19 protein-coding genes and 1 pseudogene are annotated in these 16648 nt (G+C 62.0%); 4 read left to right on the top strand and 16 right to left on the bottom strand.

The window, feature by feature from the left end; all coding sequences use genetic code 11:
- Positions 1-4: 4 nt before the first annotated feature.
- Positions 5-1339: a fumarylacetoacetase gene (gene fahA, locus AMM33_RS08795; protein WP_090140422.1), complete on the top strand. Its 1335-nt coding sequence runs from the start codon at positions 5-7 to the stop codon at positions 1337-1339.
- A gap of 97 nt (positions 1340-1436) precedes the next feature.
- Here fahA and AMM33_RS08800 read toward each other — a convergent pair.
- Positions 1437-3269, bottom strand: a pseudogene (locus tag AMM33_RS08800) (carboxyl transferase domain-containing protein); the annotation flags it as partial.
- A 61-nt stretch (positions 3270-3330) separates the two neighbouring features.
- Between AMM33_RS08800 and AMM33_RS08805 the strand changes: the two are divergent.
- Entirely contained in the window at positions 3331-4347 is a 1017-nt protein-coding gene (locus tag AMM33_RS08805; RefSeq protein ID WP_090140425.1) for an asparaginase, read from the top strand.
- An 18-nt stretch (positions 4348-4365) separates the two neighbouring features.
- On the opposite strand, the gene AMM33_RS08810 is transcribed toward AMM33_RS08805, so the two are convergent.
- Positions 4366-5049: a YggS family pyridoxal phosphate-dependent enzyme gene (locus AMM33_RS08810; RefSeq protein ID WP_090140427.1), complete on the bottom strand. Its 684-nt coding sequence runs from the start codon at positions 5047-5049 to the stop codon at positions 4366-4368.
- 132 nt (positions 5050-5181) lie between these two features.
- Between AMM33_RS08810 and AMM33_RS08815 the strand changes: the two genes are divergently transcribed.
- Complete coding sequence (locus AMM33_RS08815) at positions 5182-6087, top strand: NAD(P)-dependent oxidoreductase (protein WP_090140429.1); 906 nt, start codon at positions 5182-5184, stop codon at positions 6085-6087.
- An 80-nt stretch (positions 6088-6167) separates the two neighbouring features.
- Here AMM33_RS08815 and AMM33_RS08820 read toward each other — a convergent pair whose 3' ends face one another.
- From AMM33_RS08820 to AMM33_RS08830, 3 genes are all read right to left on the bottom strand, one after another.
- The gene (locus AMM33_RS08820) at positions 6168-6794 is read right to left on the bottom strand and encodes a BON domain-containing protein (RefSeq protein WP_090140431.1); all 627 of its coding nucleotides are present in this window, start codon (positions 6792-6794) and stop codon (positions 6168-6170) included.
- Entirely contained in the window at positions 6795-7379 is a 585-nt protein-coding gene (locus AMM33_RS08825; protein ID WP_090140433.1) for an SIS domain-containing protein, read from the bottom strand.
- Positions 7380-7661: 282 nt separating this feature from the next.
- Positions 7662-8051, bottom strand: a complete 390-nt coding sequence (locus AMM33_RS08830; protein WP_090140435.1) for a YraN family protein — start codon at positions 8049-8051, stop codon at positions 7662-7664.
- A 14-nt stretch (positions 8052-8065) separates the two neighbouring features.
- Here AMM33_RS08830 and rsmI point away from each other — a divergent pair, with 14 nt between their 5' ends.
- Positions 8066-8965 (top strand): 16S rRNA (cytidine(1402)-2'-O)-methyltransferase, encoded by a 900-nt coding sequence (rsmI, locus tag AMM33_RS08835; protein WP_090140437.1) that lies wholly within the window; start codon positions 8066-8068, stop codon positions 8963-8965.
- Positions 8966-8969: 4 nt separating this feature from the next.
- Here the strand turns inward: rsmI and AMM33_RS08840 are convergent, their stop codons facing one another.
- The 11 genes from AMM33_RS08840 to AMM33_RS08885 form a co-directional block, all read right to left on the bottom strand.
- Positions 8970-9893, bottom strand: coding sequence for a DMT family transporter (locus AMM33_RS08840; protein WP_090140440.1), 924 nt, complete (start codon positions 9891-9893; stop codon positions 8970-8972).
- A 66-nt stretch (positions 9894-9959) separates the two neighbouring features.
- Positions 9960-10121, bottom strand: coding sequence for a hypothetical protein (locus tag AMM33_RS21905; protein WP_194945345.1), 162 nt, complete (start codon positions 10119-10121; stop codon positions 9960-9962).
- A gap of 88 nt (positions 10122-10209) precedes the next feature.
- The gene (locus AMM33_RS08845) at positions 10210-11262 is read right to left on the bottom strand and encodes a 2-dehydropantoate 2-reductase (RefSeq protein ID WP_090140442.1); all 1053 of its coding nucleotides are present in this window, start codon (positions 11260-11262) and stop codon (positions 10210-10212) included.
- On the bottom strand, positions 11259-12047 hold the full coding sequence (locus tag AMM33_RS08850) for a class II aldolase/adducin family protein (RefSeq protein WP_090140444.1): 789 nt from the start codon (positions 12045-12047) through the stop codon (positions 11259-11261). Before AMM33_RS08850 ends, AMM33_RS08845 begins: the two co-directional genes overlap by 4 nt.
- A gap of 92 nt (positions 12048-12139) precedes the next feature.
- Positions 12140-12955: an aldolase/citrate lyase family protein gene (locus AMM33_RS08855; protein ID WP_090140446.1), complete on the bottom strand. Its 816-nt coding sequence runs from the start codon at positions 12953-12955 to the stop codon at positions 12140-12142.
- A 148-nt stretch (positions 12956-13103) separates the two neighbouring features.
- Entirely contained in the window at positions 13104-13919 is an 816-nt protein-coding gene (gene hpaH, locus AMM33_RS08860; RefSeq protein WP_090140448.1) for a 2-oxo-hept-4-ene-1,7-dioate hydratase, read from the bottom strand.
- Between the two features lie 94 nt (positions 13920-14013).
- Positions 14014-14475, bottom strand: a complete 462-nt coding sequence (locus AMM33_RS08865) for a 5-carboxymethyl-2-hydroxymuconate Delta-isomerase (RefSeq protein WP_090140578.1) — start codon at positions 14473-14475, stop codon at positions 14014-14016.
- 94 nt (positions 14476-14569) lie between these two features.
- Complete coding sequence (hpaD, locus tag AMM33_RS08870) at positions 14570-15496, bottom strand: 3,4-dihydroxyphenylacetate 2,3-dioxygenase (protein ID WP_090140449.1); 927 nt, start codon at positions 15494-15496, stop codon at positions 14570-14572.
- Between the two features lie 18 nt (positions 15497-15514).
- Complete coding sequence (locus AMM33_RS22720) at positions 15515-15943, bottom strand: GFA family protein (RefSeq protein ID WP_194945346.1); 429 nt, start codon at positions 15941-15943, stop codon at positions 15515-15517.
- A 36-nt stretch (positions 15944-15979) separates the two neighbouring features.
- Positions 15980-16375 carry a type II toxin-antitoxin system VapC family toxin gene (locus AMM33_RS08880; RefSeq protein ID WP_090140453.1) on the bottom strand — a complete coding sequence of 132 codons (396 nt, stop codon included), beginning with the start codon at positions 16373-16375 and terminating at the stop codon, positions 15980-15982.
- Positions 16372-16647 (bottom strand): ribbon-helix-helix domain-containing protein, encoded by a 276-nt coding sequence (locus AMM33_RS08885; RefSeq protein WP_090140455.1) that lies wholly within the window; start codon positions 16645-16647, stop codon positions 16372-16374. The genes AMM33_RS08880 and AMM33_RS08885 overlap by 4 nt, the downstream gene beginning before the upstream one ends.
- Position 16648 lies beyond the last annotated feature (1 nt).

A 16648-nucleotide genomic window follows, 5' to 3' on the forward strand; every position in this document is an offset into this window, starting at 1 on the left:
GGCCATGACGCAACTGAACGAAACCCACAACCCTGCCCTGACCAGTTGGGTCGCCTCGGCCAACGCCACAGGCACCGACTTCCCGATCCAGAACCTGCCTTTTGCGGTGTTCCGCCGCCAGGGCTCGATTGAATCCTTCCGTGGCGGGGTGGCCATTGGCGACCAGATTCTGGACCTTGCGGCCGTCGCCCAATCAGGCGTGCTGAAAGGCGAAGCTGCTGCTGCGGCGCAAGCGGGCGCACAAGACAAACTCAATGCGCTGATGGCGCTGGGCACATCGGCCTGGAGCGCTCTGCGCCTGGCCCTGTCACGCGCCCTGCGCGAAGGCTCGGCAAACCAAGCCGCTCTGCAGGCCTGCCTTGTGCCGCAAGCCGAGGCCGAATACGACGTGCCTGCCCGGATTGGCGACTACACCGACTTCTACACCTCGGTCTACCACGCGACCAACATCGGCAAGCAGTTCCGCCCTGACAACCCGCTGCTGCCCAACTACAAATGGGTGCCGATTGGCTACCACGGCCGCGCGTCCAGCATTGGCGTGTCGGGTCAGCAGTTCCGCCGCCCGGTGGGCCAGACCATGCCGCCCGGGGCCACCGAACCGGCGTTTGGCCCCTGCAAGCGGCTGGACATTGAACTGGAGCTGGGCATCTTCATCGGCAGCGGCAATGCGCTGGGGGACGCGGTGGACATCACCGAAGCCGAAGACCATGTGTTCGGCATCTGCCTGCTCAACGACTGGTCGGCTCGTGATATCCAGGGGTGGGAATACCAGCCGCTCGGCCCCTTCCTGGCCAAGAACTTTGCCTCCACCGTGTCGCCCTGGGTCGTCACGCTCGAAGCGCTGGCCCCTTACCGCACGGCCTTCACCCGGCCCGAGGGTGATCCGCAGCCCATGGCTTATCTGGACTCCCCCGCCAACCGCGCAGAAGGCGCTTTCGACATTCAGCTGCTGGTGGGACTGCAAACGCCCAAGATGCGCGAAGACGGTCAGGCCGACGCCAGCATCTGCCGCACCAGCTACCGTCACGCTTACTGGACGGTGGCGCAAATGGTCACGCACCACACCGTGAACGGCTGCAACCTGCAGCCGGGCGACCTGCTGGGCAGTGGCACGCTTTCTGGTCCCACGCTTGACCAAGCAGGCGCACTGATTGAGTTGACCACGGGTGGCAAAAACCCGATTGCCCTGCCCAACGGCGAGCAGCGCACCTGGCTGGAAGACGGCGACAGCGTGGTGCTGCGCGGCTGGTGTGAACGCACGGGCGCTGCGCGCATTGGCTTTGGTGAATGTGTGGGCACTGTGTTGCCAGCGCGGCTACCTTTGTCACGCCCGACTTGATCGAGGGTCTATGCCTTCGATGGCGAATGGATACCCACCTGCGCGGGGATGACTGAGCTTTGTCGCCCCCGACTTGATCGGGAGCCCATGACGGCAATCACCAAGTGTCGATGGCCAGCGTGCCATCGACGGGCTTCACCCGCCCGGCCTGCAGTCCCGCCACCAGCCACTCGCGCGTGGAGGCAGGGTCGATGACTGCGTCGATCTCCAGCGTGGCGGCCATGTTGATGGCGCTGCCGTTGTCGTATTGCTGCGCCAGCAGCTGCTCAAACAAAGCCTCACGCTCGGTGCCCTCGGGCAGGACTTCGAGTTCCTTGCGATAGCCGAGGCGCACCGCGCCTTCGAGGCCCATGCCGCCAAACTCGCCGGTGGGCCAAGCCACCGTGCTCAGCGTTTCGTGAAAGCCCCCACCCGTCATGGCCATCGCGCCCAGACCATAGCCCTTGCGCAAGACCACGCTGAGCAGCGGCACCCGCAGGTGCGCAGCCGCCACAAACATGCGCGAGACATGGCGCACCTGCGCCAGAGCTTCGATGTCGGGCCCGACCATGAAGCCGGGCGTGTCCACCAGACTCACCATGGGCAGCCCGTGCGCATTGCACAGCTGCATGAAACGTGCGGCTTTATCCGCCGCATCGGCATCGATCGCGCCGCCCAGGTGCAGTGGGTTGTTGGCCATCAGGCCCACCGGGCGGCCAGCGATGCGGGCCAAGGCCGTGTGGATGCCCACGCCAAAGCCGGTGCGCAAATGCAGCAAGCTGCCGACGTCGGCCATGCCCTGCATGGCGGCGCGGGTGTCGTACACGCGCAGGCGGTTTTCGGGCACCACTTGGCGCAGGGCCTCGGCAGGAGGCGCTTGCCAGGTCTGTGTGACCCCTTGGAAAAACGACAGGTAATGCCGTGCTGCTGCCACGGCCTGCGTTTCGTCATCGACCAGCACATCGATCACGCCGTTGCCGTCCTGAACTTCGCTCGGACCAATCTGCTCAGGTTTGAACACGCCCAAACCCCCGCCTTCGATCATGGCCGGGCCGCCCATGCCGATGTTGCTGCCCTTGGTCGCAATGATCACGTCCGCGCAGCCCAGCAGCGCCGCATTGCCCGCAAAGCAGCGCCCGGCCACCACGCCCACCACCGGCACCCGACCGTTCAGGCGAGCAAACGAGGCAAAAGTGGCCAGGTTCAAGCCCGCCACAATGGCCACATCCACATCGCCCGGCCTGCCGCCCCCACCTTCGGCAAACAGCACGACGGGCAAGTGGTTGTGCAGGGCCACACCCAGCATGCGGTCGGTCTTTTGGTGGTTGCGCATGCCCTGCGTGCCGGCCAGCACCGTGAAGTCGTAGGCCATGACCACCACACGCTGGCCGTTGACTGTGCCAATGCCCGTGACCATGCCGTCGGCCGGAGTGTTGCGGATCAGATCGTCGGCGCTGCGGCGGCGGCTTTGCGCGGCCACGGCCAAGGCGCCGTATTCGACAAATGAGCCCTCATCACAAAGATCAGCGATGTTTTCTCGGGCGGTGCGCAGCCCCAAGGCGTGGCGTTTGGCCACGGCTTCGGGACGTGCCGCGTCATGGGTGAAGGCCAGGCGAGCCTGCAGCTTTTGCAGGTCGGCGCGGTCCTTTGAAAGGGGGTCAGTTGCCGTGCTGGCGGCAGGGGCCTCCGGCTGGGGGGCAGTATCGGCCAAGGGCATGAGCACCCCCAGCACCTCGCCTTCGGCCACCGCCTCACCTGCCTGAAAGTACAGCTCGCCCACACGCCCGGCCTGGGTGGCGCGGATTTCGTGCTCCATTTTCATGGCTTCCAGAATGACCAACACGTCGCCTGCGGCCACGGTCGCACCGGGGGCCACCAACCATTGAACCAGTTGCGCCTGTAGGGGGGAATGGATGTTGTGCATCCACTCATTGTGCGGGGCTGCCCGTGCGACAGGGGGTCAAGTCCGGGACAATTTAGACTGGGTTTTTCTTGTCGTAAAAAACCAAGCCATGAACTTTGAACCCCTGATTGAACTCACCCGCAACGGCATCCAGGAATGCGTGCACATGGGCGCATTGGCGGTGACCGACACCGAAGGCCGCGTGCTGGCCCAGGTGGGCAACCCGCACTGGCTATGCTTCACCCGCTCCACCCTCAAGGCGATGCAGGCCTTGCCGCTGATCCAGTCGGGCGGTGTGGCGTATTTTGGCTTCACGCCGACCGAGTTGGCCCTGATGTGCGCCAGCCACAACGGCGAGGACATGCACGTTGAGCAGGTCACGTCCATCCTGCGCAAAAGCGGCAGCAGCACGCGCCAGATGCGCTGCGGCTGCCATGTGCCTTACCGCTTTACGTTTTTTGACCGCCCCATGCCCGAAGGCTTTGCCTACGATGAGCGGCACCACAACTGCAGCGGCAAGCACAGCGGTTTTTTGGCGTATTGCGTGCAGCACGGCTTGCCCAACGACAACTACACCGAGGTGGACCACCCGCTGCAACAAAAAATTCGCCAGGCCGTGGCGTACTTGGCGGGCTTAGATGAGCAAGCGCTGGCGCTGGGCATCGACGGCTGCTCGGCCCCCAACTACGCCATGCCCCTGTCGCGCCTGGCCCGCAGCTATGCCCGGCTGGCCAAGCCGGAGTCGGACGGGCTGTATGGCGAGAGCCTCAAACAGTTGGGCGAAGCCATGAGCGCCCACCCGGAACTGGTCTCGGGCACCGGCCGCAACGACGCCGACTTCATGCGGGTCGGCCGCGGCGACTGGGTCACCAAAGTGGGTGCAGACGGCGTGCAGGTGGTGGGCAGTCGCTCGCGTGGTCAAGCTTTGGCCATCAAGATCATGGACGGCAACAAGGCCGCCCTGTTTGCCGCCACCGTGGAGGCGCTGAACCAGCTGGGCTGGCTGGACGATGCGCAGCGCCAGGCACTGGAACCCTGGCGCGCGCAGGTGCTGCTCAATGTCGCCGGGGTGCCCGTGGGCGAGCGGCGCAGCCTGTTCCAGCTGCGCACGGGCGAGGACGCCTGAAACTCAGGCCTTGAGCGTTCAGCGTTGGCCAAAAATCGCCGTGCCCACCCGCACCAGGGTGCTGCCCTCGGCAATGGCGGCGGCCATGTCGGCGCTCATGCCCATCGACAAGGTGTCCAGCAGCAGGCCTTGCTGGCGCAGGGCTTCAAACAGGGCCTTGGCCTGGGCGTGCACGGCGCGCATCTGGGCGTCGGTCTCGGCAGGCTCGGGGATGGTCATGAGGCCTCGCAATCGCATTCGCGGCAAAGCGGCCACGGCCTGTGCCAGCGCGGTCAGCTCTTGCGGGCTCACGCCCGATTTGGTCTCGCCACCGTCCACATTCACCTGAATGCAGACCTGCAAGGGTGGCAGATCGGCTGGACGTTGTTCGGACAGGCGCTGGGCAATTTTGAGGCGGTCCACACTGTGCACCCAGTCAAAGTGCTCGGCCACCAGCCGCGTCTTGTTGCTCTGGATGGGGCCGATGCAGTGCCACTGCAGCGGCAGGTCGCGCAAGGCGGTGATTTTGTCCACCGCCTCCTGAATGTAGTTTTCGCCAAAGGCCGTCAGGCCTGCGGCATGGGCCTGACGCACCGCGTCGGGCCCCCAGGTTTTGGACACGGCCAGCAACTGCACGCTGTCCGGTGCACGGCCTGCGGCCTGACAAGCGGCCAAAATTTGCGCCTGCACGCGTGCGATGTTGTCGGCAATCGAGGAGTTCATGGTCTGAGCGTACCAAAAGCGGCGCTGTCACCCCTGATGTCTCGCAATGGTCAGCCCAAAGCACCCGGTGCGCGCCAGAACACCGACAGGCTGCCAAAATAGCCCTTTTATCCACTTCACAACGAGACACCCATGAGCCAAATCGCTGCCAAAACCTACGATGCCACCCCCGCCAAGAAAGTCGCCTTTTTGGGCCTGGGCGTGATGGGCTACCCCATGGCCGGCCACCTGGCCCGCGCCGGACACCACGTCACCGTGTACAACCGCAGCGACGCCAAGGCCACCGCCTGGGCCGCCGAATGCCCCGGCAACGCCACTGCCCCCACCCCGCGTGAAGCGGCAGCGGGTGCCGACATCGTGTTTGCCTGCGTGGGCAACGATGCCGATCTGCGCAGCGTGGTGCTGGGCCCGGACGGTGCTTTTGCCGGCATGAAGCCCGGCGCGATCTTTGTGGATCACACCACGGCCTCGGCATCCGTCGCCCGGGAGTTGTCGGCGCAAGCGCAAAAACAGGGCCTGCAGTTCATCGATGCCCCCGTCTCGGGCGGTCAGGCTGGCGCACAGAACGGCCTGCTCACCGTCATGTGCGGTGGTGACGCCGCCGCTTTTGACGCCGTCAAGCCCGTGGGCATGGCCTTCTCTCGCGCCTTCACCTTGCTGGGCGAGTCCGGTGCGGGCCAGTTGGCCAAAATGGTCAACCAGATTTGCATTGCCGGTCTGGTGCAAGGTCTGTCTGAAGCGATTGCCTTCGGCCAGCAAGCCGGGCTGGACATGCACCAGGTGCTGGACGTGATCGGCAAGGGCGCTGCGCAAAGCTGGCAACTGGACAACCGGGGCAAAACCATGGCCGACGACAAGTTCGAATTTGGTTTTGCGGTGGACTGGATGCGCAAAGACTTGGGCCTGGTGCTGGACGAAGCCAAGCGCAACGGCGCCCGCCTGCCCGTCACGGCCCTGGTGGACCAGTTTTACGCCGATGTGCAAAAAATGGGCGGTGGCCGCTGGGACACTTCGAGCCTGATCCGCCGTTTGCGCTGAGTTGGCGCCCCCACAAAACAAGGCGGCCCGGGTTTCAACCCGGGCCGCCTTGTTTCTGGGTGCGGACAAACCGCGAAGCTTTACTTGGCCACAGGCGGCTGGCTCAGGCGTTGCAACTCTTCTTCTGAAATTTCTTCAAACACGCGCACGACTTTGGTCACGCCCCCAATGGTGCGGGTGATGTCGCTGGCGCGCTTGGCTTCGCGGGGGGTGACGCGGCCCATCAGGTACACAACCCCGCGCTCGGTGAGGACTTTGAAAGCATTGACTTGCAGGTCTTTGGCGTCCACAAATGCGGCCTTGACCTGGCTGGTGGTCACGGTGTCTTTGGAACGCTGGCTGAAACTGCTGACCGGGCCCACCGCCAAGTCATTGACCACCGACTGCACGTTTTCCTGGCTTTGTGCCAGTTTTTCCGCGCGCTCTTTGTCTGCTGCCGATCGAACCTCACCGGTCAGCAAGACGCGGCGGTTGAAGCTGGTGACGTTCAAATGCACGGCGTCACCCAGTTCCTTGCGCACGGCGCTTGCCACTTTGAGTTCGATGCCTTCGTCTTCCACCTGGGCTCCGGCCGTGCGGCGGTCGGTGGCAACAAGGCCTGTCATCACCGCCCCACCGACCACCAGGGGCACACAGCCGCTCAGACTGGACAAGGTGGCCGCCAGCACAGCGCCCGACAACACCAGCGAATTAAATTTGCGTTTCATTTACACAGACTCCTGTTCACCCAACAACTGGGTGTCAATGCCATCACACAGACAGTGCAGCACCAAGTGCTGGACCTCACGAATTCGCGCCACCCGCTCGTGGGGCACACACACATGCACATCGGTCTCGCGCAGTTGCCGCGCCAAGGCGCCACCGTGTTGGCCCGTCACACCCAGCACGACCATTTCGCGCTCGTGCGCCGCTTTGACGGCCTCGGTCAATACAGACTCCGTTCCATCGGCGCTGATGAGGACCAGCACATCGCCGGTATGCCCCAGGGCGCGCACTTGCCTGGCCAACGCATGGCCATCGGGCCAGCTGGTGGCCGTCAGCACGTCCGCCGACAAGGCCATGGCGGCCAGCCCCGGTCGCTCACGCTCAAAACCACCGACCAGCAAACTGGCCAGATATTGGGCCAGTGCTGCCGATGGCCCTTGGCCTGCGGTCAATACTTTGCCGCCACCGGTGACACAGGCCAACACCGCTTGCACAGCGGCTTCCACAGGCTTGGCCAGGCCTTCGGCCACTTGGTAGTGCAAGTCTGCACTGTCGATGAAATGCTGTTGAATGCGCAGGTCTAACATAAGGCTTTGGATGATAACCGCGCCCGCTCGCCCTACAGGTCAAACTACCTGGTTTGTGTTTGGGCATGTGACGAATGGCTGGATTGGCCGTTTTCTATTGTTCCCGCCCCCGGAAGTTTGAGTTTTTGCTCCTTCACACGTTTGTCGGTGGCTTCAGCCAGTCCATGCAGCCTGTGCCAAGGCCCCTAAATGTCGGAGCTGAAGCTGCCGACCTACAAGAGCCTTGACGATTGAAGACTTCAGTGGACCCCATCAAGCCATGGGTCGCCACTTGGGCGCACTTCAAGCGGCATCAAAAGCCGCCTGCAACCACTGCGGGCCGCTGGCCTCGATGGTCACCACATCAAAGCGGGTGGGCGGCAAGCGTCGCCATTTGAGCAAATAGTGTTGCGCCGCCAACACGATGCGCCGCTGCTTGTGAAAACCAATGCTGGCGGCCGCCCCGCCGTGGTCGCTGCGGCTGCGTTTTCGCACCTCCACAAACACCACCGTACCGTCGGGCGCTTGCATGACAAGATCGATTTCGCCGCCTCCGCGCCCGGGCGTCCGATAATTGCGCTGCAACAAGCGCAATCCGCGCTCTTGCAAATAGGCCAAGGCCTCGTTTTCGCCCACGTCTCCCCGTGCTTTGGTGCTGGCCTGGCCTGTTGTGTCTTTTTTGAGGAATTGCATTGACTCCGTCTCCCTTGTCCGCGTCGTTTGCCCGAGCACTTGAGGCCGCGCATGACGCCGCCGGATCGCAAAACCACCCGACCAGCACACTGTATGTCGTGGCCACCCCGATTGGCAACCTGGCCGACATCAGCTTGCGGGCCCTGCACGTCTTGCAAAAGGTCGACGCCGTGGCTTGCGAAGACACGCGGCACACCCAGCAATTGCTGCGCGCCTATGGCCTGGATCGCCCGCATGGGCAACTGCTGGCGGTGCACCAGCACAACGAGGCCGAAGCCTCTGAAGCCGTCATCACCCGGCTGGCCCAAGGCGAGCGCGTGGCTTATGTGAGCGATGCGGGCACCCCTGCCATCAGCGACCCTGGCGCCCGGCTGGTAGCCGCCGTGCGCCGCGCCGGCTACCGTGTGCTGCCCTTGCCTGGCGCCAGCAGCGTGACCACCGCACTGAGCGCTTCGGGCATGACGGGCGAAGACGGCTTTGTGTTCAAGGGTTTTTTGCCCAGCAAATCGGGCGAACGTCAGCAGGCGGTGCAAGCCCTGTCACAGGAAAGCCGCGCCGTGGTGCTGCTCGAAGCGCCGCACCGCATAGAGGCCCTGGCCACTGCGCTGGCCGTTTTGGGCGATCGCCAGATCACGGTCGGGCGCGAGTTGACCAAGCAGTTTGAGCAGATTGAAACCCTGAGCGCACACGCTCTGCCCGCTTGGTTAGCCGAAAAACCCGAGCGTTTGCGCGGCGAGTTTGCGCTGGTGCTGCACGATGCGCCTGTGGCCGCATCCATGGGCGAGGGCCTGCGCGTGTTGCAACTGCTGCTGCCCGAGCTGCCGCTGAAAACCGCCGTCAAGCTGGCGGCCGACATCACCGGCGAATCCAAAAACGCGCTGTACGAACAAGCGCTGGCCCTCAAAAACGCTTGACGCCTCAGCGTTTGCGCAGTCCCAGCCACATCACGGTGGCCACCACCAACAAGGCGCCCACCAGCTGCATCACGGCAATTGACTGACCCAGCATTGCCCAAGCCAGCACCAGGGCAAACACCGGCTCCACATTCATGATGGCCGAATTGCCCACCACGCCCAGCTTGGGCAGCACGGTGAACATGATGGTGAAGGCCGTGCCATACAAAAAAGTGAGCATGCCCAAACCCCACCAGCCTGCGCTGGCAGTGGGCAGGTGAATGCCCGTCTGGGTCAGGACCACCACAAGGGCCAGCACCGCCACCGTGCCCATGGTGGTGAAGGTGCGCAAGCGGCCATCCACATCCGCCGCCTCATGCTGGGTCAGCACCAAGGCCAGGCCGAAGGTGGCCGACGCGGCCAAGGCAAACGCCACACCGGCGCCGATTTGCCCCCAATGCTGGGCCGCGCCCAAACCCGATGCCGCGCCCAGCACATCCAGCGCCAAAGCCAGGCCCAAGAACAACACAGGCATGGCCAGCAAGACGGCACGCTCGGGGCGGTGACCATACAAAAGCCGTGCCCACAAAGCCGTGGCCAGCGGGTAGGTGTTAAACGCCAGCAAGGCCAGCGCCACCGGCAAGCGCGCCACTGACGAATACAGACAGACGCTTTGCACGGCGATCAGTCCGCCGATGAGCAGCAGGAATTTTTTTTGCCGGGCATTGATCTGGAGCACCACCTTTTGCTGCCAGAGGATGAGCGCAACGACCAAGGCGGTGACGGTGCTGCGAAAGGTGACGGCGGTGACCACATCGACGCCATGGTTGAAGGCGGTACGGGCTGCCACATGGTTGGCCCCCATCATGAAGGCGATCAACAAAAGTGTCAGAAAACCCGTCAGGGTCAGAGAAGGAAGGGGATGTGAGGATTTGGGGTGCGTCGACATCCAGGCAATTTACAGCCCTGCGCAACGACCAGATGACATGAAAGCGACTGAAGAAGCGGAAAAAACTCAGGCGCCCACCAAGTCCTTGTTACTTTTCTTGTTTTTCAGGCGCTGGGCGCGTTCCATCGCATCTTCGAGGTCATCACGCTTGATGTCATTGAGGGTTTTGAAATACAAAACACCCAGTACCAGTGAAACAACCACAGCAACAATCAGCGAAATCAACATTTTTATCTCCTGCAATACCAAAGGCTTTAAAAACCGCGATGGATGTATTATCAGAGAAATCAAATTGAATGCTTCTTAAATCATATTTTCAATTCTTAAATGCTATTAATGGATCGCTTGACCCACAATTTGTAGCCGGATACAAGCCCAAACCACGGGCGTGCAGGCGGCTGATGCCCAGCAAAGCGTCTGTAAAGGGTGTGGGCACGCCAGTCAATTGCCCCAATTCGCGTACAGCCCCCACCAAAGCATCAAGTTCGACTGGTTTACCAGATTTGACATCTTGCAACATTGAAGTGCGAAACGCCCCGAGCTTGCGCGTGATCAGATGGCGGTCTTCGGGTTGCTGTTCAATCGGGATGCCGATACAAGCACCAATGGCTTTGGCTTCGAGCATGACGCTGGAGATGAAAGCCCGCAGCAGCGGATCGTCCATGATCAGGTCGGTGGTGGCCCCTGTGATGGCACTGACCGGGTTCACGGTCATGTTGCCCCAGAGCTTGTACCAAATGTCTTTTTGAATTTGCGGGGACAGCGTGGCATTGAAACCTGCTTGCTGCAGCAGCGCTTGCAAAGCCTGCACCCGGGGCGTGACAGCCCCAGAGGGCTCGCCCACGATCAGGCCGTCACCAAAGTGGTGGCGGATCACACCGGGCGCATCGACCGAGCAGCTGGCATGCACCACGCAGCCGATGATGTGCGGCGCTGGCAAGGCTCGGGCAATGCCGCCGTCCGGGTCCACGCACTGAAGTGATCGGCCTGCCACTGGCCCGCCAAAGCCCTGCAAAAACCACCAGGGCACACCGTTCATGGCCGTGAGCACCACCGTGTGTGGCCCGATCAGCGGACCCACTTGCTGTGCCACCGCCGCCAGCGCAGGCGCTTTGACGGCGATCACCACCAGGTCTTGAACGCCTAGCGCGGCGGCATCATGGCTGGCCTGGACGGGCTGGGTATGCAACTGTCCGCCTTGGTGCAGTTGCAGGCCTTGGCGTTGTAAGGCGTCCAAGGTGTCACCCCGCGCCAGCACGCTGACCTGTGCCCCGGCACGCGCCAAATGCACCCCCATCCAGCCGCCGATGGCCCCCGCACCGACGATGGCAATCTGTTTGAACTGGACCTCAGTCTTGGCTTGACTCATGCACGCCACCCTGTGCCTTGCTTGTCCATTTGACGCACCAGCGCTTCAAACACGTCTTGCCCCGCACCGTGGTTCGGGTTGAACTGCAAAGCATCGCGGGTGCACTTGGCAGCAACGTCTTCGGGCACCGGGATCGGCGCCCCCATGCTTTGTGTGGCCAGCTGGATTTCGCAGGCGCGTTGCAGCGTCCAGAGGATCGCAAAGGTCTGCGACAGACTCGTGCCCCAGGTCAGCAGGCCATGGTTGCGCAAGATCACAGCGGGCTTGTCGCCAATGCTTTGGAGCACACGCGGCGCTTCGTCAGCGTGGATGGTGATGCCCTCAAAGTCATGGTGGGCCACCATGCCATGGAGTTGGGCCGAATAGAAATTGCTTTGCGAGAGGCCGTCCTTCAGACACGCCACCGCCACGCCCGCCGTGGTGTGGGTGTGCATCACGCAGTGCGCGCCCTCGATACCGGCGTGCAAAGTGGCATGCACCACAAACCCGGCCGGGTTGACCTTATAGGGCGAGCCGTCGAGCACTTCGCCTTGCAGGTTGATCTTGACCAGGTTGCTGGCCGTGACCTCGCTGTAATGCAGGCCAAAGGGGTTGATCAAAAAGTGCTTCTCCCCCCCGGTGACGCTGTCGGGCAGTCGCAGCGTGATGTGGTTGTAAATCATCTCGGTCCAGCCGAGCATGGCAAACACGCGGTAGCAAGCTGCCAACTGCAGCCGGGCTTGCCATTCGTCTGGATGCACCCGTGCTTGCAACGAAGGCACCACCGGTTGTGGGGTTGGAAACATCGTGATCTCCTTGAATTGGGGTCAGAACCCAATTGTTGATTGAGTCGGCTGACAGAAATTTATTGGGATCTGACCCCAATTCATTTTGTCGTTCAGTAGGTGCTGCCTTTGACAGGCACGGCGGCGGTGACTTCGGTTTTGAAGTGTGCGGCCAGATCGGTGGTCTGGCGCATCAGGATTTGGGTGTCCAGCCCCACGGCCACAAACACCGCGCCGAGCTTCAGGTATTGCTCGGCCAGCGTCCTGTCTGGCGTGAGGATGCCAGGGGCTTTGCCTGCTTTCAGGATGCGGGCGATGGCGTCGGCAATGGCGGCCTGCACTTCAGGGTGCGCCGCGTTGCCCACATGGCCCAAGGAGGCCGAGAGGTCGGCCGGGCCGATGAACACGCCGTCCACGCCGGGCGTGGCAACAATGGCGTCCAGGTTCTTCAGCGCTTCGCGCGATTCGACTTGAACCAGCAGGCACACCTCTTCGTTGGCACGCTTGAAGTAATCCGGGTAGTGGCCCCAGCGCGACGCCCGTGCACCCGCCATGCCGCGCACACCGCCCTGCCCGTCGTCTTGCGGGTAACGAATGGCCTGCACCAGGTGCGCGGCTTGCTCGGCCGTGTCGACCATGGGCACCAAAATGTTTTGCGCCCCGAGGTCAAGGTATTGCTTGATGAGCGCCGTCTCACCCACAGGCACGCGGCACACCGGATGGCTGGCCGGATAAGCGGCCAGGGTTTGCAGTTGGGCCTGGATGCTGCGCAGGTCGTTGGGCGCGTGTTCGCCGTCAATCACCAACCAGTCAAAACCAGCTAGAGCGCAGATTTCGGCGGTGTAGGCGCTGGCCAGGCCCATCCACAGGCCGATTTGGGGGCGTTTGTCTTTGAGGGCTTGTTTGAAAGTATTCACAGGGGTTTTCATGGGGCGACTCCTTTGAGGTAATCAATGTTTGCAAGATGTTAGGTCCGGGGTAACGGTTCGAGCGATGCGGCAAAGCAAAGCGCCTTTGAGTTCAGGCCACCACGCCGGAACAGCAAGTCTTCCACCCACGCATGACGAAGGCCCGTGGTCAAACAAACCGAAACTCCAGTTTGCCCAGCGGCCCGTAATCTGCATCGAAGACATCGCCCTCCTTGGCGGGGGCCGGTTTGGTGAACGAGCCGGCCAGCACAATCTCGCCCGCCTGCAGGTGTTCACCCCAGGGCGCGAGCTTGTTGGCCAGCCAGGCAATGCCCACGGCCGGGTGTCCTTGCACGCCCGCAGCCAGACCGGTTTCTTCGACCACGCCGTTTTGGCGCAGCACCGCACCGCACCACGGCAAGTCGGTGGTCAGCGGGTCGACCCGCTTGGCACCCAGCACGATGCCCGCGTTGGCCGCGTTGTCGCTGATGGTGTCGTAGACCTTGCGCATGACCTTGGTGTGGCGATCAAACTGTTCGATGCGCGAATCGATGATCTCGATGGCGGGCGTCACATACTCGGTGGCCTCCAGGACTTGCTGCACCGTCACGTTGGGGCCGCGCAGTTCCTTTTTCAGGATGAAGGCCAGCTCCACCTCGACACGCGGCGCGATGAAATCGGTGAAGCGAATGTCGAGCACCTGACCGGGCGTGCAGGTGTACAGCATGTCATCCAGCAGCGTGCCGTAATCGGGCTCGTCGATCTGGCTGGAGACCTGCATGGCGCGGCTGGTTAAACCAATTTTGTGGCCGATCATGGTGCGCCCTTCGGCGAACTTGATGGCCATCCAGGCGCGGTTGATGCGGTAGCCGTCTTCAATCGTCATGCCCGGGTAGCGCTTGGAAAAGTGCTCGATCTGCACACGAGTTTTTTCGGACTGGTTGAGCTCGTGGGCGAGCTGCTGGATCAATGCGTCGTCAAACATGGTGTGCCTCCGTAGGAGCGGTCTCTGACCGCGATGTGTGTTTTTCAAAGGTTAATCGCGGTTGGAGACCGATCCCACAAAATGTTCTGCCGGATCAAGGCGTGACCTTCTGAAACAAAGGATGGATGTTGCTGTGCTTGGCGTCGAACACTTCGGGGCCGACGTCAATCTGCAACGTGATGCCGATGTGGCGCTGCGCCATGACCGGTGCAAAGAAATCCTTGGCCACTTCCATCAGGGTCTGCCCGGCGCGTTGTTGCACAGCCTCGCTGCGGCCCCGGCCCATGCGCACGTTCAGATAGACAAAAGCGTAGTCGCCCGAACCCCCATGGGGGTTTTGCTCATGCAGCCCTGCGGCTTTGCCCGCCGCGCCGCCATCGGCCACGGCGTAATGCGGCGCGGGATAAGCCAGCACACGCGTGCCGCCCGTCGGAAAGACCTGCTTGCCTGATTCGTCCTGCACCGTGAGCATGACGTCCGCCATCTGGCGGCACAGGGTCGTCATGTTGACCTCAGCCTCGAGCTGTCCGGTATAGAGAATCACAAGATGGGGCATGGTCTTGTCTTGGTAGGTCGGACCTTCAGGTCCGACATTGGTGGTTTGGCAAAGGTCCATGTCGGGGCTGAAGCCGCCGACCTACGGGGAAGGTTCATAACCTCGTGCTCACAGCCGTGTATCCCTGCGCGCTGCTGGCCTGCGCTGCCGGGATGTGCTCGCCTTTTTGGGGCGTCACTTCAAAGATTGCGTTGAGCTGGCCCGTGCCGCTGGCCCCGAAATATGGGGTTACCATGTCCACCGCGCCGTCGTAATCTGTCCAGCCCAATGCCCCCATCAGCATGGCGGTGTCGTGCATGAAGCCTTCGCCGTGGCCTTTGCTGGCGTATTCGGGCAGCATCTCGCAAAAGGCTTTCCACTCGCGCTGGTCCCACATTCGCAGCACCTGCTCGTCGAGTTTTTGGAGGAAGGGGCTCCAGATTTTGTGAGCAAACTCAGGGGCCAAACCGTTTTGCGCAAAACGGTGGCTCAGACTGCCGCTGGCCAAAAACGCCACCTTGCCGTCGTAATGCTTTTCCACCGCCTCGCGCATGGCCCAACCCAGACGGGCGCTGTCGGCCAAATAGTGCGAGGTGCACAAAGCCGAGACGGAGACCACCTTGAAGTTCTGGTCGGCGTTCATATAACGCAGCGGCACCAGCGTGCCGTATTCGGGCTGCAAGGTGGTGGCGTCGTGCGCCAGGGTTTCCACGCCGTAGTCGTTGGCCACTTGGGCCAACAAGTGTCCCAATACCGGGTTGCCGGGTGACTCAAACGCCATATTGCTGATGAAGTGCGGCAACTCGTTGCTGGTGTACACGCCCTTGAAGTGCGGGCCACAGTTGATGTGGTAGCTGGCGTTGACCAGCCAGTGTGTGTCAAACACCACCAATGTGTCTACCCCCATGGCGCGGCAACGGCGGCTGATTTCATGGTGGCCGTCGATGGCGCTTTGGCGCGTGCCAAAACGCGGGCCGGGAATTTCGCTCAGGTACATGCTGGGCACGTGGGTGATTTTGGCGGCGAGGGCGAGTTGTCCCATTTTTTTCTCCAGTTGTTTTCAAATCTGTACGGGTTCAAAACCCGTTTCTCCACCAAAACACTTTGAGCCCTTGGGCATGTCGAACCACTTTGCCTTGTGACTGACAAAGTAATCCGCCTTGGGAGCGCGCAGTTCTCGCCCTTCAAAGAAACCCGCTAGCAGCCCGGCTATGGCTGGCTGGCGTCGGTCCAATGTCCATGCATGCGTGCCACAGAATTTGCAAAATTGGCGTGTGATATTGTCTGTAGGGTGATGCGTGCTGAGGGCGTCCTCCCCGGAAATCACCATCGCGTCGCGCTGGATACTCAACCACGTCGTGAAGGCCGATCCATTCATCCGACGACACTGGCTACAGTGGCAGTTGATTGGCGGGTGCAGCGCTTCACTGACACGAATTTGAACGCGACCGCAAAAACACTGCCCATGTGATTCATTCGAGGTTTGCATCTTTAAGGTCTCTAGGGATCGTGACACTGGTCCGCATCAGGGACAAACCAACTTGATCTTCGGAAAGTACGTCTTGTAGCGCCCCGCATCGCGGGTGAGCAATTGATAGCCCTCGGCTTGTGCATGCGCGCCGATGAAGAAGTCGGGCAGGACGCCGTTTTTGGTGCCGCCGCGTTGGCGGTAGGACCTGAACGCCTGGGCCGCCAATTGCGCAGTCGTCCGCGTCAAGTCAAGAACTTGCACTCCCAACTTTTGCAAAAACGCATCGATGTGGGGGCCTGCGGTGTTGTGTGTGTGCAGTTCTGCGTAGACCACAAAGTTGGTCACGATTTGCTGGTTTTGGGCTTTGATCAGCTCTCGCAGCGACCAGTCCAGCCAAATCGGATCTTCATGGATGACGTCCACAAAAACATTGGTATCCACCAGGATCATGGCTGATTCCAATCATCGCCACGGGTCATGCGCATCAGTTCGTCAGTGCTCATGCCGTCTTTGGCGATGCCAATGAACTGCCGAATCGGGTCGTCTGGCGCGAGGAACGACAAGTCGGGCTCGGGCGCAGCACGCGGGCTGGATGGCGCTTTGGCCGCCACCAAATACTCGGCGAGGGCTTCTTGCACGACGTGCGACTTGCTCAGCTTGCGCGCAGCGCAGTACTGAGCCAATTCGCGTTCAACGGTTTCGGGCAGGCGGACAGACAGCATG

Origin of the sequence: Limnohabitans sp. DM1 (assembly GCF_001269385.1) — a bacterium.
Classification (GTDB): Bacteria; Pseudomonadota; Gammaproteobacteria; order Burkholderiales; family Burkholderiaceae_C; genus Limnohabitans_A.